The organism is Ruminococcus sp. J1101004sp1_RTP21198st1_B9_RTP21198_201120 (assembly GCF_040924245.1).
Taxonomy (GTDB): domain Bacteria; phylum Bacillota; class Clostridia; order Lachnospirales; family Lachnospiraceae; genus Blautia_A; species Blautia_A faecis.
In genome coordinates, this window is record NZ_JBCOMI010000028.1 from 35,342 (window position 1) to 52,501 (window position 17,160).

The 17,160-nt window shown below is 45.0% G+C and carries 8 protein-coding genes and 3 pseudogenes; 8 read left to right on the forward strand and 3 right to left on the reverse strand.

The genetic code is table 11. The features are described from left to right. Nucleotides 1-21 precede the first annotated feature (21 nt). Entirely contained in the window at nucleotides 22-1,938 is a 1,917-nt protein-coding gene (locus tag AB5618_RS16645) for an NAD(+) synthase (RefSeq protein ID WP_148461237.1), read from the forward strand. A 93-nt stretch (nucleotides 1,939-2,031) separates the two neighbouring features. On the opposite strand, the gene AB5618_RS16650 is transcribed toward AB5618_RS16645, so the two are convergent. Further along, nucleotides 2,032-2,487 (reverse strand): hypothetical protein, encoded by a 456-nt coding sequence (locus tag AB5618_RS16650; RefSeq protein ID WP_148461238.1) that lies wholly within the window; start codon nucleotides 2,485-2,487, stop codon nucleotides 2,032-2,034. 184 nt (nucleotides 2,488-2,671) lie between these two features. On the opposite strand from AB5618_RS16650, the gene addB reads away from it, so the two are divergent. Then, nucleotides 2,672-6,004 carry a helicase-exonuclease AddAB subunit AddB gene (gene addB / locus AB5618_RS16655; protein ID WP_148461239.1) on the forward strand — a complete coding sequence of 1,111 codons (3,333 nt, stop codon included), beginning with the start codon at nucleotides 2,672-2,674 and terminating at the stop codon, nucleotides 6,002-6,004. Then, nucleotides 6,004-9,759 carry a helicase-exonuclease AddAB subunit AddA gene (addA, locus tag AB5618_RS16660; protein WP_148461240.1) on the forward strand — a complete coding sequence of 1,252 codons (3,756 nt, stop codon included), beginning with the start codon at nucleotides 6,004-6,006 and terminating at the stop codon, nucleotides 9,757-9,759. Before addB ends, addA begins: the two co-directional genes overlap by 1 nt. 272 nt (nucleotides 9,760-10,031) lie before the next feature. Here addA and AB5618_RS16665 read toward each other — a convergent pair whose 3' ends face one another. Next, complete coding sequence (locus AB5618_RS16665) at nucleotides 10,032-11,441, reverse strand: RsmF rRNA methyltransferase first C-terminal domain-containing protein (protein WP_148461241.1); 1,410 nt, start codon at nucleotides 11,439-11,441, stop codon at nucleotides 10,032-10,034. 306 nt (nucleotides 11,442-11,747) lie between these two features. Between AB5618_RS16665 and AB5618_RS16670 the strand changes: the two genes are divergently transcribed. From AB5618_RS16670 to AB5618_RS16685, 4 genes and pseudogenes are all read left to right on the forward strand, one after another. After that, nucleotides 11,748-14,249: a LuxR C-terminal-related transcriptional regulator gene (locus tag AB5618_RS16670; protein WP_148461242.1), complete on the forward strand. Its 2,502-nt coding sequence runs from the start codon at nucleotides 11,748-11,750 to the stop codon at nucleotides 14,247-14,249. A gap of 75 nt (nucleotides 14,250-14,324) precedes the next feature. Next, nucleotides 14,325-15,818 carry a hypothetical protein gene (locus AB5618_RS16675; RefSeq protein ID WP_148461243.1) on the forward strand — a complete coding sequence of 498 codons (1,494 nt, stop codon included), beginning with the start codon at nucleotides 14,325-14,327 and terminating at the stop codon, nucleotides 15,816-15,818. A 68-nt stretch (nucleotides 15,819-15,886) separates the two neighbouring features. Continuing rightward, nucleotides 15,887-15,949 (forward strand): hypothetical protein, encoded by a 63-nt coding sequence (locus AB5618_RS16680; protein ID WP_368072586.1) that lies wholly within the window; start codon nucleotides 15,887-15,889, stop codon nucleotides 15,947-15,949. 570 nt (nucleotides 15,950-16,519) lie between these two features. Next, nucleotides 16,520-16,912 (forward strand): annotated as a pseudogene (locus AB5618_RS16685) (pseudouridine synthase); the annotation flags it as partial. Nucleotides 16,913-16,969: 57 nt separating this feature from the next. On the opposite strand, the pseudogene AB5618_RS16690 reads toward AB5618_RS16685, so the two are convergent. Then, nucleotides 16,970-17,098, reverse strand: a pseudogene (locus AB5618_RS16690) (DUF6783 domain-containing protein); the annotation flags it as partial. Here AB5618_RS16690 and AB5618_RS16695 point away from each other — a divergent pair. Then, nucleotides 17,084-17,160, forward strand: a pseudogene (locus tag AB5618_RS16695) (DUF6783 domain-containing protein); the annotation flags it as partial. The pseudogenes AB5618_RS16690 and AB5618_RS16695 sit on opposite strands and share 15 nt — an antisense overlap.

The window sequence follows — 17,160 nt, forward strand, 5'->3', positions numbered from 1 at the left end:
AGGATAAGAGAGGACTAGGATATGAATCAGGGATTTATTAAAGTAGCGGCAGGAACGCCGCAGGTTACAGTTGCTGATTGTAAGGCCAATACTAGGGCAATTCTGGAAGTAATCCGTGAAATGGAGACACAGCATGCAAAGCTGATGGTACTGCCGGAACTTTGCATCACAGGCTATACCTGCCAGGATCTTTTCCTTCAGAGAAGACTGCTGGACAGTGCATGGGAGAGCCTTCTGACTATTGCAGAGGAGACTGCGGATGTGGATGCGCTGATCTTTGTGGGACTTCCTATGCGGATGAACGGCAAGCTCTACAATGTGGCAGCAGTATTGAACCACGGAAATATTCTTGGATTTGTACCTAAGACTCATATTCCAAACTATAATGAATTCTATGAGCAGAGACACTTTGCTTCCGGGGCAGATGTGTGGACGGATGTGACAGTTGGGGAGGAAAGCGTACCTTTTGCCAGCAATCTGATTTTCTCATGTGAAGGACTGCCGGAGCTGACAGTTGGCGCGGAGATCTGCGAGGATCTGTGGGTTCCACTTCCGCCTAGTGTAAATCTGGCACAGGGCGGTGCCCATATTATCGTCAATCTTTCAGCCAGTGATGAGATGGTTGGCAAGGATTCCTACCGCCGTGATCTGGTGAAGGGTCAGTCTGCCAGACTGGTGTGCGGCTATATTTACGCCACAGCAGGAGAGGGTGAATCCTCCCAGGATCTGGTATTTGGCGGACAGAACCTGATCGCAGAGAATGGCACCATGCTGGCAGAGGCGAAGCGCTTCCAGAACACTGTGATTTACGGAGAAATTGATGTGCAGAGACTGGCAGATGAGAGAAGAAGACTTTCCACCTATCCGGCATCTGATGATGCTGACTGCCAGATCGTACCTTTTGATGTGGAAGTGGAAGAGACCTCTCTTACCAGGAAGTTTGCCCCCTATCCTTTCGTACCTTCTGTAAAAGAAGAGCGTGATATGCGCTGTGAGGAGATTCTGAACATTCAGGCTATGGGACTTAAGAAGCGAATGAGCCACATCCACTGCCAAAAGGCAATGGTCGGACTTTCCGGGGGACTTGATTCTACACTGGCATTGCTTGTAATTGCACGTACTTTCCAGCTGATGGGACTGCCATCTGAGAATATCCGCTGCATTACCATGCCATGCTTTGGTACCACAGACAGAACTTACCAGAATGCCTGCAAATTAAGCCAGTGCCTTGGTGCTGCTCTGACGGAGGTCAATATTAAAGAGGCGGTAAATATCCATTTCCGTGATATCGGTCACGATGATTCCGTTCATGATGTAACCTATGAGAACTGTCAGGCCAGAGAGCGTACGCAGATTCTTATGGATATGGCAAACCAGGAGGGAGCACTTCTTGTGGGAACCGGTGACCTTTCCGAGCTTGCTCTTGGATGGGCAACCTATAATGGAGACCATATGTCCATGTATGGTGTAAATGCCTCTGTTCCCAAAACGCTTGTAAGACATCTTGTCCACTATTATGCAGATACCTGCGGAGAGAAAGAGCTGGAAGAAGTTCTTCTGGATATTCTGGATACTCCGGTAAGTCCGGAGCTTCTGCCGCCTAAGGACGGCAAGATTGCACAGAAAACAGAAGATCTGGTTGGTCCTTATGAACTTCATGATTTTTATCTGTATTATATGCTTCGTGCAGGCTTTGAACCGGATAAGATCTATCGCATTGCCTGCTGTACCTTTGAGGGTACCTATGACAAGGCTACGATTCTGAAATGGCTGAAAATCTTCTACCGCAGATTTTTTGCCCAGCAGTTCAAACGCTCCTGTCTTCCTGACGGCCCGAAGGTAGGTAGCGTGGCACTGTCTCCAAGAGGTGACCTGCGTATGCCAAGTGATGCAAGCGCAGCGGTATGGATGGAAGCTCTGGAGAAGCTTGAAGTATAAAACGATTGTGCGGTACGCTTTCCATGCATTTTGTAACTGTATTTCGCGTAGCATACAGCTGTAAAGGTAGGAAATAATTAGGTTTGTTTATTGCTATGCCGGCGGAGAACTTACATGGTTCTCCGCCTTTTTTAATGCATCTTCAATGGCAGAAATAAGCAGCTGTGACGTATATTTTCTGTCCGTGGAATATTTCAGGTCGTCCAGGGACTGGCTGTCAACAATCTGGCTGGCCAGTGATTCCAGGGAAGGCTTTACCAGCGGAAACATGGCAGTGGTGCTTTCACTTAAATTTACCAGCTCAATAGACTGGATATTGTTTTGATCTACTGTAACCTCCACGTCAAAAGTATTTTTATTCAAAGTAAGGGAACTGCGGTAAACGCCAGGCGTATAAATCCCCTCTCCAGCAGCAGAAGTGGTCTGGCTTTTTCCAGGCCCGAACATAAAGTAGATCAGGATTCCCAGAAGAACAGCAAGAATCAGAAAGGCAATGGTATATACCACTTCCTTCATATGTAACACGATGATCCTGGTTTTCGAACTCATGGACTGCGCCTCCTGTATCGCACTGATAATGAAAAAATAATCCTGGCCGCAAAACCAGGCTCTAACCTTCTTATTCTATCCTATTATCAAAGCATGGAAAATATGATAGAATATAAAACAGAATGATTTTTTATCAGATACAGGCTTTTTTTATTCCATACAATTGGCAGAAGGAGGAAAAAACGTGTCCCTACAATTCATTATCGGCAGCTCCGGCATTGGCAAGACGCATTATGCATGTGAACAGATCATCCGGGAATCTATGGAAAATCCACAGCACCTGTACTATATTATCGTCCCGGAACAGTTCACCATGCAGACACAGAAAAACGTAGTCGAAATGCACCCCGGAAAGGGAATCCTGAATATCGACGTGCTCAGCTTTCAGCGCCTTGCCTATCGTATTTTCGAGGAGACAGGCGGTGCCATGGAAGTGCTTCTGGATGACACTGGAAAAAGTATGGTTCTTCAGAAGCTGGTGCAGCAGCATCGAAAAAATCTGCCCTATCTTGGCAGCCAGATGAACAAACCGGGCTGTCTGGACGAAGTGAAATCTCTGATTTCAGAATTTATGCAGTATGATATCCGGGAAGAAGAACTGCAGGACATGCTGGGAAAAACAGGGGAGGACTCTCTTCTTCATATGAAAATGCAGGATGTGGGTGTCCTCTATCAGGCCTTTCTTCAATATCTGGAAGGTCATTATATGACCGGCGAAGGCGTGATGGACGCTTTGAAAAAAGCCATTCCTTTTTCTGATAAACTGAAAAAATCCGTACTCCTTCTGGATGGCTTCACCGGTTTTACTCCGGTGCAGATGAACGTGATCCGGGAACTTTTAAATGTCTGCGATAAGGTTCTGGTAACTGTCACCATGGATGCCGGAGAAAATCCCTTACAGATGGGAAAACCACATCAGTTGTTCTACATGAGCAGGAAAATGATCCACACCTTGTCCGGTCTGACCAGCAATCTGGATGATCCCATTCTTCTGAAAGATGAGAGAAAGGGCCGCTTTGGAAATTCCACCTCCCTTGACTTTCTGGAGAAGCATCTTTTTCGCTACAGAAGATCTGTCTATGAGAAGAAACAGGAAGAAATCTGCATATTTGCAGCAGAATCCCCTGTAAAAGAACTGGAAGAGACAGCCAGGAGAATACGCCGTCTGGTCCGTGAAAAAAATCTGAAATACGGAGAAATCGCTGTGATTACCGGAAATCTGGAGGCGTACAAAAGTATTGCATCTCAGGTATTCGAGGAATCCCGGATCCCTTACTTTCTGGATGAGAAGCACACCATTCTGATGAACCCATTTATAGAATATATTCGTGCTGCTCTTGAAATGGTTACAAAGGGTTTTTCCTACGAAAGTGTTTTTCGGTATCTGCGCTGTGATATGTCAGGCCTTGGAAGGGACCAGGTGGATATGCTGGAGAATTATGTGCTTGCCCTTGGAATTCACGGTTACAAAAAGTGGTCCGAGAAGTGGGTGAGAGTTTACCGGACCATGGATCCGGAGGATATTCAGGTCCTGAACGAATACCGGGAAATATTTGTGAGGGAGGCTGAGATCCTAGCTCAGGGATTTTCCAGTGGAAAGAGAAAAGTATGTGAATATTGTTATAGTTTATATCAGTTTATCGCAAGCTGTGAAATACAGAAAAAACTGAAGAAACAGGAGCTTTTCTTTAAAGAAAAAGGGGAAAAAGCCCTGGAAAAAGAATACGCCCAGATATACGGAATTGTTATGGAGCTTCTTGACCGTATGGTAGAGATCCTTGGAGAGGAAGAAATTACAAGAACGGAATTTGTCCAGCTTCTGGAAACTGGTTTTGCCAAGTCAAAGGTTGCGCTGATCCCGCCCAGTATGGATCAGGTCCTTATTGGAGATATGGAAAGAACCCGTCTGAAAGAAATAAAGGCACTGTTTTTTGTAGGTGTAAACGAGGGAAATATTCCGAAAAATACAGACTCAGGCGGAATTCTGACCCAGATGGACAGAGAATTCTTTGCAGATGAGGGAATGGAGCTTGCACCAGGTCCGAAAGAGCTGATGAACACCCAGCGCTTTTACCTGTATCTGAATCTGACAAAGCCAAGTGAGCATTTGTGCCTTTCCTACAGTTTGTCAAATGGAAAAGGAGAACCTATAAGCCCGGCATATCTGATCCACAGTATACAGGCTCTATATCCCGGACTGGAAGTGAAAAATGCAGGTGATGAGGAATTCAGCCTGAACGCCATGGAGCTTCCGGGAACCAGTCTGGAATGCTTCCTGAAAGGTCTTGGAGAGGGTGCTGTGGGACAGGGAAGTCCTTTGTACAGCGAGCTTTACAGCTGGTATCTTAGAAGTCCTAAATATAGGACTTTAGCCAGAAAGCTGGTGGAGGCTTCCAGAATCAGAAAGCCTGCCGATATTATCAGTGAAAGTGTGGCAAAGGTTCTCTATGGAGAGGTGTCATCCTACAGTGCCACCAGGCTGGAGCGTTATTCTGCCTGTGCTTTTGCCCATTTCCTCCAGTATGGTCTCAAACTTACGGAGCGTGCAGAATATGAATTCCGCGCCATGGATATGGGAAATATTATGCACAAGGTGCTGGAGTCTCTGATAAAGGAAGTGAACAAAGAAAAGCTTTCTCTGGCAGAGCTTTCTGAGGAAGAGAGGGATGCGCTGGCAGACTGCCTGGTAGATAAAATAAGTGCAGATTATGGAAATACCATTCTAAAAAGCAGTGCACGCAATGAATATATGATTCAGCGCACCAAGCGAATGGTACGAAGAACTGTGTGGGCAATTCAGAAACAGCTGAAATCCGGGGAATTTGAGCCGGAAGGTGTGGAAGTTGTTTTTCAGGGCGGTCGGATCGATCGCGTGGATACTATGGAGACAGATGATGGGAAGCTGTATGTCCGCGTCATTGATTATAAGACCGGGAATACTTCTTTTGATCTGGTTTCCCTGTATCATGGTCTGCAGCTGCAGTTGATGATCTACATGGACGGTGCCCTTACCGTAGAGCAAAACAAGCATAAGGATAAAGATGTGATTCCTGCAGGGGTATTTTATTACAATATCAAGGATCCTATGATTCAGGAAAAAATAGATGCAGATATAGAGACTGTCCAGGAAAAAGTGCTGAAGGAACTAAAGATGAACGGACTGGTTCTGAAAGATAAAGAACTGGTACAAAAAATGGACAGTTCCCTTGTGTCAATTCCCGTATCCTTTAACAAAGACGGAAGCTTCCGGAAAAATTCTTCTGTAGCCTCAAAAGAGCAGTTTGATATTTTAAACCGTTATGTAAAAACAAAGATTTCTCATATCAGACAGTCCATTATGACCGGAGATGCCCAGGTTTCCCCTTATATGATGGGAAAGAAAAATGCCTGTACCTACTGTCCTTACAGCGGCGTATGCGGTTTTGATATGGACATTCCAGGCTATGAATTCCGCAGGCTGAAAAACTTTACAGATGAAGAGCTGTGGGATGCTTTTGTGAAGGAGGTGGATGAATAATGGCAGTGAACTGGACGAAAGAGCAGGAGCAGGTTATTAATTTAAGAAACCGGAATATTCTGGTAAGTGCAGCAGCTGGTTCCGGAAAGACTGCGGTGCTTGTGCAGCGAATTCTAAAAAAGGTGATGGATCCGGAGCATCCCGTTGACATTGACAGGTTGCTGATCATGACATTCACAAGAGCAGCAGCAGGGGAAATGCGGGAACGAATTGCAAATGCCCTGGAAGATGCTCTCTGTGAGAATCCGGACAATGAGCATCTGCAGCGCCAGACTACCTTGATCCATACGGCGCAGATCACCACGATAGATGGCTTCTGTGCTTATGTGATCCGCAATTATTTCCATCTTATTGGTCTGGATCCTGGTTATCGGACAGGAGAAGAGGGAGAATTGAAGCTTCTGAAAGAGGACGTGATGAAGGAGCTTCTGGAGAACTATTACATAAAAGATGACAAAAAGTTTAAGTATTTTATCGAATGCTACGCATCAGGCAAAACAGATGATGGAATTAAAGAACTGATTTATTCTCTGTATAATGCTGCCATGAGCAATCCATATCCGGATACCTGGCTGGAAGAATGCATAGATAGTTATAGAAATACGGATTTAGAGTCTGTAAAATCCTCAGAATGGATGAATTTGTTATGGAAAAACATTACGGAGGATCTTTGCCAGGCAAAGGAACTGATTACTCAGGCAAGAAGCTTTTGTAATGCGCCAGGAGGACCATACCTGTATGATGAAGCACTGCAAAGTGATCTCATCCTCATTCGTGCAGCAGAAGAGAAAGCCGCCGCCGGTGATTTTGACGGAGCAGGAGAGCTTCTTGGCAAACCGGCTTTTGCCGTTCTTTCCAGAAAGAAACCAAAAGATCCTGTAGATGATACGCTGAAAGAGCAGGTAAAATCTCTTCGGGAAAATGCAAAGGATATTTTAAAGGATATTGGAACACGGTATTTTTCCGTAAAGGAGGAGGAACTTCCAGTGCTTCTGGAAACCTGCCGGGAGCCTGTAGAAATGCTGGTAGAGCTTACCAGGGAATTTATCCGTATGTATGGAGAGAAGAAGCGGGAAAAAAATATTCTGGACTTTACGGACATGGAGCATTTTGCGCTGGAAATCCTGATTCAAAAGGTTCATGCAGAGGAAGAAAATGGCGAAAACGACGGTGATTGGACTGGAGAGAGCAAGTACATTTATCACATGAGTCCGGCAGCACGTGAACTTTCCCTGAAATATGACGAGGTCATGGTGGATGAGTACCAGGACAGTAATCTGGTACAGGAAATGATTACCAACTGTGTTTCCGGTTGGGCAGATGGAAGAAAAAATATATTCATGGTAGGTGATGTGAAGCAGAGCATTTACCGGTTTCGCCTTGCCAGGCCAGAGCTTTTTATGGAAAAGTATGAACAGTACAGTTTAACGGACAGTACTGAACAGCGAATCGATCTTCATAAAAACTTCCGCAGCCGGTCCCAGGTATTGGATAGTGCAAACTTTATTTTCCGTCAGATTATGGGAACAGATCTTGGTGGAATTGCCTACGATAAAGCCGCAGCTCTTTATCCTGGAGCTGTGTTTCCGGAAGGAAACCAGGAAAGCTTTCTTCCTACAGAAGTTCTTCTGGTAGAAAAGGATTCCGAAGAACTGGAGAATCTGATGGAAGGAAAGGATGCCCGGGAACTGGAGGCTCTTGCTATTTCCCACAGAATTAAGGAAATTGTGGGAAAAGAGCTGGTACTTGATAAAGAAACCAAAGAATATCGTCCTGCGAAATATGGAGATATTGTAATCCTTCTCCGCACCGCTTCCGGCTGGTCAGAAACCTTTACAGAGGTACTTTCTGCCCACGGAATTCCTGTGTATGCCGCTTCAAAGACGGGATATTTTTCCGCACTTGAGGTGGTTACGATTCTGAATTATCTGCAGGTCTGCGATAATCCTCTTCAGGATATTCCTTTGACGGGTGTGCTGAGGTCGCCGCTGGTGGGATGTACTACCCAGGAGCTTGCCGTTTTGCGGGAAGAACATCCGAAGGGGATGCTGTATGACAGCGTGTTGAATTTCCTGGAAGAATATGAGGGGCAGGAAAGAACTCTTTACAACAAATTACATGGTTTTATAGTCCTGCTGAATGAAATGCGTGATCTTGCGGTGTACACTCCTGTGCATGAGCTGATTCTTGAGATTCTCCGCAGAACCGGCTATGGTAATTATGCGAAAGCTCTGCCAAATGGTGCACAGCGGAGCGCCAACCTCGCTATGCTGGTGGAAAAGGCAATGGATTATGAGAAGACCAGTTACAGAGGCTTATTTAATTTTGTCCGATATATTGAACATTTGCAAAAATATGAAGTTGATTATGGCGAAGTAAATCTTTCTGGCGCAGGAGAAGGTTCCGTGGAAATCATGACGATCCACAAGAGCAAGGGACTCGAGTTTCCGATTGTAATCCTTGCCGGTATGGGAAAACAGTTCAATATGCAGGATCTGAACGCCAGACTTCTGATTCATCCGGATTACGGTCTTGGCGCTGACGCCATTTTGCCAGACCGGCGGATGATTGTGTCAACACTGTATAAGCAGGTGATCCGCCGTAAGCTTCTGGAAGAGACTCTGGGGGAGGAAATCCGAGTACTTTACGTTGCCCTGACGCGTGCCAAGGAGAAACTGATCATGACCGGAACAATAGGAAATCTGGAAAAAAGGCTGCTTTCTTTATACAGATTCCGCGAAAATGAACAGGAACTTCTTCCGGCAGAAACGAGACTGAATGGAAAAACTTACTGGGATTATGTGCTTCCTGCGCTTGCAAGGCACCGCTGCATGGATGAACTTTTTGAGGAGTTTGGATTGCTGCCATCCCATGATAATCTGCTTTATGATGATCCGGCAGAGTTTCAAGTGAAAAGGATCACAGCGAGGACTTTAACGGAGGCTGAAGTGGTGGAACAGGCTGCAGGGCAGATGGAAGACGATATTCTGGATAACTGGGATTGTGAGAAAATCGTGGATCCTGAAATCAGAGCGGAACTGGAAAAGCGCTTTGGATTTGTATATCCTTATGAATATCGTAAGGATATTCCAGTGAAGGTCAGTGTATCGGATCTGAAAAAGAAGAGTTACCATGAAGATACGGATATTGAAGAAGCTGTATATTTCGAACCGGACATTGTTCCGCTGGTTCCAAGATTTATTGAGGAAAAGAAGGAAACGGAAGAGGCGTTCACAGGTTCGGCAAGAGGTACTGCCTACCATCGTGTGATGGAATGTCTTGAGTACAATAAAACGGACAGTGCACAGCTGCTGAAAGAGCAGATTGACGCACTGGTTCAGAGCAAAAAAATGTCTGAGGCAGAAGCAGAATGTATCAGAATTTCAGATATTCAGTCTTTTGTGAATGGGACACTGGGGCAGAGAATGAAAGCCGCCGCATTATCGGGGCTTCTTTTCAGGGAACAGCCTTTTGTCATTTCCAGAAGTGCTGCTGAAATAGATGAGGCATGGGATCCCAAGGAACGTGTGCTTGTGCAGGGAATCATAGACGCTTATTTTCTGGAAGGGGATGAGATCGTGCTGGTTGATTACAAGACGGATCGTGTGCGCAGGGGGGAAGAGCAGAAGCTGGTTGATCTGTATCACACTCAGCTGGAGGATTATGCTCAGGCACTTCATAGAATGACTGGGCGCAGGGTGAAAGAGAAGTATATTTATTCCTTTACGTTGAAAAAAGAGATATTGTTAGGATGATTGCTTGTGTTCGCAGAAGGTGCGTGGATGTGGCGTGCCTGATCTGAGAACTGTGCGAAGAACCCGGAAAATCTAAGAGGACAGGATTTTGCTAAAAGCGAAGACATGAGAGGCCAAACTCGCTCCTTCGGAGCTCAGACAGTGTCCTCTCATGTCTTCAACGCAAAATCCTGTCCTCTAAGATTTTCTCGGAACCTCCGCAAAGCCCTCAGACCAGGCACGCCACATCCACGCACGTCGCAGGCGGAAGGGAAAGCGAAAATTTGACAAACTTACACTCTCCACCCCGCTGGATACTTATTTTTCAATGTCCCATTCACAAGTTTTCCAAACCCAAGGGGATACCCTTCCACACAAAGCAAATGCCATCCTTTAGAATGAGCAGCCTCCTCAGGCTCAATTGTAAGAGTTTCCCCTTTCAGATACCGCTCCAGTCTTGGATCATCTACAGAAAGGGAAATCACAGCTTCAGCTTCATTTTTCCGGAAAGCCAGTGCAAGCGGCTGAGCCGGTTCAAACCGGTTTTTCTTCAGATCTCCCAGATAAAGTCCGTTCCGAATAAACGTAAGTCCTCTGAAATTATAGGAAACAGACGGCAGATAATAAACTTTATCTGCCCGGACCTCCACCCGGTTCCAGTCAAACTCCTGGCCATCTAAAGTTTTCAACCCGATTTCTCTGAAAAATTCTTCCATATACTTCCGGACATCTGCAGCCAGACGACTGGTCTTAGAAGTACCAGCGGAAGGTCCAGCCGTTCCCTCCTTTTGCAAGAGGGCTAGAAAATGCCCCTCCCCCTGCATCTTATGGGGAAAAATGCGCACACATTTTTTCAGTTGTGGATTCCCATCTCCCCATTCAGGATTTCCGGTGGAAAAGCCCTCATAATCCTCCATGGAAATCAGAGACAGTTCCGGCCGTTCCCTGAGAAGCCAGGAAATGATCTGCTCATCCTCACAAGGTGCAAAGGTACAAGTAGAATAAAGCATCTGTCCTCCCGGCTGCAGCATGTCTGCCGCATTCAGACAAAGCTGTTTCTGAATTCTGGAAAGCTCCTCAGACTTCTCAGGAGTCCAGTCTTTGGCAAGAGCTTCCTCCTTACGGAACATCCCCTCTCCGGAACAAGGTGCATCCAGAATGATCTTATGGAAAAATTCCGGAAAATTCTTTACCATTTTTTCAGGCTTTTCATTGGAAACAAAAAGATTGGGAATCCCAAACAGTTCCAGGTTTCGAAGCAGTGCTCTTGCCCTGGTAGTGCTGATATCATTTGCAACCAGAAGTCCTTCACCCTTTAGGGCGGAACCAACTGCAGTTGCTTTTCCTCCAGGAGCTGCACACATATCCAGCACATATTCCCCTGGCTCCACCGGAATACGGGAAGCGGGGGTCATGGCACTTGGTTCCTGAAGATAATAAAGTCCAGCCTGATAAAGAGCACACCGGGATGGCCTTACATCCTCATTGTAAAAATAACCATTCGAAACCCATGGGATTTTTTTCACTTCAAAGGGCACAATCTGTTCAAACTCCTCACAGGAAATCTTTGCCGTGTTTACCCGGAGCCCATAAGTACGCGGCTGTTCATAAGCTGCCAGAAAAGGTTCAAAATCATCCCCAAGCATATCCTTCATCCGATGAAGAAAAGCCTGAGGCAGAGCTGATAATCTATCTGAATCCATAGAAAAATCTCCTTAGTACTGAAATAGAATGATATGAGTGTCAGATTTACTGCGTAAATTTCACGAAAACAGTGAAACACATCTTGCAGAAAGCATTTTTTAAACACATTTTAGTATAGCGGAAGAAAAAGAACAAGTCAAACATAAGCAAAAGCAAAAGAATCCATTGGAATTTCCTGTCTTTTCCACTATAATTAAAAATAGAATGATCATTAGAGCGTGTTTGAAAAATTATTCCTACAAATCATACTCCGGAAACGGTGTAAACAGCAATATACTTATAAAACAAGAGAGTGAGGGTATGAAATGCCAAAAGAAAAAATCAGCCTGAATTCTATTTACATATCAGAACGTTTACAAAAATCCCTGCAGCCTGTTTCCAACAGCGCGCTGACAGCCATAACAGCCCCTATGGGATATGGCAAAACAACCGCCGTAAACTGGTATCTGTCCAGACTGGCGAAAGACACTCAGGCTTTGCTGATCCGGATCAGCATCTACTCCCAAAACCTTTCCATCTTCTGGAAAAGTGTGCAAAATGCATTTTCCTTCGCAGGTCTTAACTTTCTGGAAAACTACGACTGCCCGGAAGATGAAGCCTCCGCTGGATTTTTGACGGAAATTCTATGCTATCAACTGGAAAAATGTGAAAATTGTTATATTTTTATAGATGACTTTCATCTGTTAAAAGATGACCGGGCGGCCACTTTCCTGTGCAGAATGGCAGGGAGGATTCCGGAAAATGTGCATCTGATCGTAGCAAGCCGAAATCATTTTATCAGTGATGACTGGATTGTAAGACTTGGAGGAAGACTTCACAGAATAGAAATAGACGATCTGCGTCTAAACGCTGGGGAGCTGTCAGCCTATATTCGCCGCTGCGGAACTAGCCTGACAGACAGCCAGCTTGAGCAGCTTCTGAAATCCAGCGAAGGATGGTTCGCAGCTGTTTACCTGAATTTGTGTTCTTTTTCAAAATCAGGAGAATTGCCAGGAAAAACATCTGATATTTACCAGATGTTTTCCGCTTCCATGCTGAATCCTTTGCCAGAAGACAGAAAAGAATTTTTTAGTGCCATGGGGCTTGCAGATGAATTCACGGAAGAGATGGCAGAATTTATTACAAAAAGAGAAGACGTACACCAGATCCTGAAAACGCTCACCAGGCAGAATGCTTTTGTCACCTGCCTGAATGACGGGCAGACTTACCGCTTTCACCATATGATGAAAGAGTGCGCGTTTCGTGCGTTCAGAACACTGGATGATTCCAGACAGGCTTTCTATTATGAAAGATATGGTGCATGGTATGAAAAATATGGTGCCTATATCCATGCCTTGTCAGCATACCGGCGAAATCAGAATTTTGCAGCTATTCTCCGGGTGGTGCAAAAAGATGCCGGAATCTTACTTGCTTCTCTAAAACCGGAAGAGGTTCTGGAAGTTTTGAACAGATGTCCGGTTTCCGTTTTAAAAGAATATCCGCTTGCAATTCTGGTTCTTATGAGATGCATGTTTAACTGGAAAAATATTCCCAAAATGCTGGAACTGAAAGAACTTCTTCTGGCATCCATCAGAGAACATCCAAAGCTGTCTGAGGAAGAGAGAGGAAATCTTCTGGGCGAATGCGACCTGATCCAGAGCTTTCTTATGTACAATGATATTTCGAGAATGAGTCAGTTTCACCGCAGTGCCAGCGAGAAGATGACAAGACCTGCCATCAGTATCCGAAGTGACGGAGGCTGGACGTTTGGCTCCCCATCTGTACTTATGATGTTTCACAGGAAAAGCGGAGATCTTGACAAAGAGCTGGAAGAGATGAACCAGTGTATGCCTCATTATTACAAGATCACAAACGGACACGGACAGGGTGCAGAAACGATTATGAGCGCAGAGGCTCACTTTATGCGCGGAAATTTTGTTGATGCCCACATAGCATTGGAAAAGGCTTATACCCAGATTCAGGGAAACGGGCAGGAGAGCATTGCACTTTGCTGCGATTTTCTGGCACAAAGGCTGTCTATCTGCATGGACATAAAAATGAGAAATACATTTGAAGAACGTCGAAAAGAACTGCTGCAGGGGCATAATACCACCTGGGTCAATATTTTTGACAGCACCTGCGCCTATTACTATGCAGTCACCGGACAAACGGAGCGGATTCCGGCTCTCTTTGGAGCGCATATGCTTTCTACGGTGAATTTTCTGGCACCTGGGAGACCGATGATGGAAATGATCGAGAATCAGGTTTATCTTGCCCAGGGAGAATATTCGAAGGTGATCGGAAGAAGCGAATCCATTCTTGCCATGTGTCAGGCTCTTCACTACGATCTGGTGGCGCTTCATGTGCAGATCCAGCTTCTTGCGGCCAACTGGAAGCTGGGAAAAACAGAACAGGCGCTTGAACTTTTGAGAGGATCACTTTCCCAGGCTTTTCCAGATGGAATCCTTATGCCATTTGTGGAGAATTATCCATACATAGAGGAGCTTTTGAAGGGAAGCTTTTTCGGAATCAATGAAAATTTTCTTTTCAGGATCACCAGAATGGGGAAAGAATGGGAAATGCGGTGCGATCAGTTAAAAAAAGAGGAGGCGTATCCGCCGGTCTTTAAAGTACTGTCAGATCGTGAGCTGGAGATTACGGAGCTTATGGCGAAGCATATGAGCAACAAAGAAATCGCCCAGAGTCTGTTTTTATCCGAGGGAACTGTGAAGCAGTACATCAATCAGATTTATTCCAAATTACAGATTCCCGGGGATGTCCGGGTGAAGCGCAAGTATCTTTTGGAGATGATGGAAGGGAAAAGCTAACTGGAAGTTAATACTATTTTTGTCAGAGAAAACGTATAGTAAAGGTACAACATATTTCGACAGGAGGAAAATGGTATGAAGAGAAAAATAGTTACAGCGGTCATCGCGTTTATTTTATGTGCAGCAGTTGTTCCCACAGCTGGTATTTACAGCGTAATGGCAGAAAACGAGGATACGCTTCAGGTAGAGGACGGAGCTGACTATGCAGCACTTTCCGGTGTATGGAAAAATGAAGATGCACAGGCTGATGAAACTCTTACCTTAAGTGCAGACGGATTGTTTGTATATCACACCGGAGAAGGCGATGATGTTCAGGGATATCTGGAATATGTGGATGAATACAACGACGGAAATGGCAGATATGACATGTACAATCGCATGGGCATGTGGCTGGAGGGATTTTATCTGGACTCCGCGGATACTCTTCATATGGGAAATGACGGAGCTGCGGTTTTTACCAGAGCAGAGGAAGATCAGGCAGAAGAGAATTCGGAAGGTCAGACTGAAAACGAAGACAGCGTGGAAAAGAAAAGCTATGTCCTCATGTCAAATAAACGCTATACAGGACTGCGCCCTCTTTATAACAATTCCAGTTGGGAAGGAGGGTATTTCTATTCCGATATGACAGAGGACTGTATGACGGTGATCGTCAACTGCAGTGCTTTAAATGACAATGAATTCACCGGTACCCCGGAGGAATATATGGAACAGTTTGCAGGCTTTGTAAGTGAATCGGAAATAAAGGATTTCACAGCAGTACAGAACCAGGAATATACAGAGAAATTCACTTATCCGGCATATGAACTGGAATTTACCACCGGAGCAAATGAAGATACCTGCAAATGGAAAATGCTGTATTTCCAGACGGATACCAATACCTTTGCTTATGCTTACAGAGTTTCAGCGGATTTTGCTGAGGAGATGGAGGCGGAATACCGGGATGCCATTTCTTCTCTGGAGCTGACGGAGATTGAGGGCGTTGAAAATACAGAAACCACTTTCACTCAAGGGGAAGATTATGATCCAAGTGCCGAAGGAGAGAGCCTGGAAATGTTTATCTCTTATTTTGACAGCTGGTACCAGTATGGAGATTTAAATGCCATGAATATCCGGCTTTATGGAGAAGGAACCTGGGAAATCTACAACAGCCTGAATAGTGATAAAACAGGGGGATATTTTTTTGACAGCGGTACTTTTACCACACTTGGCACAACTGCCCTGAAATTGGTCAATGACAGCGGAATCTATGTGGCAGATGTTACTTTGGATGGAGATGGCGATCTGATGCTCAGTCCTGTGATTTCCGGATATGGAAATATTTATGCAGGTGCAGCTTTTTTACGAGAGTCCGATTCTATCGCCTACGAAGCCCAGACAGCTGACGATGGTGAAGGATACGGAGACTACATTCCTGATGAAGATTATGTAGAGGAAAGTGATCCGGGAGATACTTATTACTGGTATGATGGGGAAGGAAATGTAATGTACTTTGATGGTTCCGACAGCTATTATATAGGACCGGATGACGTGTTCTATATTGATGAGGCAGGAAGGCTGATGGAATACTGATAAGCAGGTAAAACTAGTACATCGTTTCGTAAATAACTATACCAATCGCGTAGGATGGGGATTCGAGTGTGCAGATTGCAGAAAGCCTTTTTCAAACACGCTCTGGGACGTGGACAAAAAGAATTTCCTGAAAAATATATGACAAATTTTGCAAGCCGAATACCTATGTGTATTTCGGCTTGCTTATTATTTACTGTTTTAAGATCATAGGGGATTTCATAAGCTTTCATTTTGTGATAAACTATGTGATAAAGCTAAACAAGCTTCGTGTTTTGAGCAGCGGAGATTTCATTTTGACAAAGATATGGGCAGGAGCTATCAAGGATGCAGATATGGAAAGATATCTTGAGATAAGGATCACAGAGTCTGGAAAAGTAGGAGAGGTTTTGCGGGCTGAGGCAGGGCTTACAAAGAGGCAGATCAGTCAGGCAAAGTTCAGGCCGGGAGGTATCCTTAAAAATGGAAAACAGTGCCGTGTAACGGAAATAGCAGTGCCTGGTGATCGGCTTCAGGTATGTCTGGAAGCGAAAGGGATTGATTCAAAGCAACTGGTGTGTCCAGATACAAGTAGTTTCATAGAACGAGGAAAAAAACAATTATTGGATTTCGAAAGACAAGAGCTGGAAGAAGGATTAAAACCCCAGAAACTTCAGATCCTTTATGAAGACCAGGATTTACTTGTAGTAAACAAGCCGGCTGGTATGGTGACGCACCCATCCGGAAGCCATTATCAGGACAGCATTTCTAACCTGCTTGCAGCCTATTTTCGTGAAAAAAATGAGACAACACGCATTCGGTCCATTGGACGTCTGGATAAAGAGACCTCCGGGATTTTACTTTTTGCCAGAAACCAGGTGGCGGCAGCCAGATTGCAGAAGCAGAGGGAAGAAGGAAAGCTGCAGAAGAAATATCTGGCGCTTGCAGAAGGAGATTTATCAGAAGCAAATGATTCTGTATTCTGGAAAGAAATTGCTATACCACTTGCCCCGGATCCGGAAAATCCCATGAAAATGACAATTTCTCCAGATGGACTGTTGCCAGGAAGCAGGAATGCAGTTACGTATTATAAGAACATAAAAAGTTTCGGCAATGTGACTCTTGTTGAGCTTCAGCTGGAAACCGGACGAACCCATCAGATCCGGGTTCACATGTCAGGGATAGGTCACCCTCTTCTGGGAGATACGATGTACAATCCTAGAGTGTGTTTGAAAAATCATTCCCACAATCTGCACGCCCCACTTTGCGGTATATTTTGCCCGAATTCAGTTGCCGTAGCCCGCTACGGCGCCCTCATCCGGGCAAAATCTCCCACAAATTGTGACGCACATCTTGCAGAAAGCCT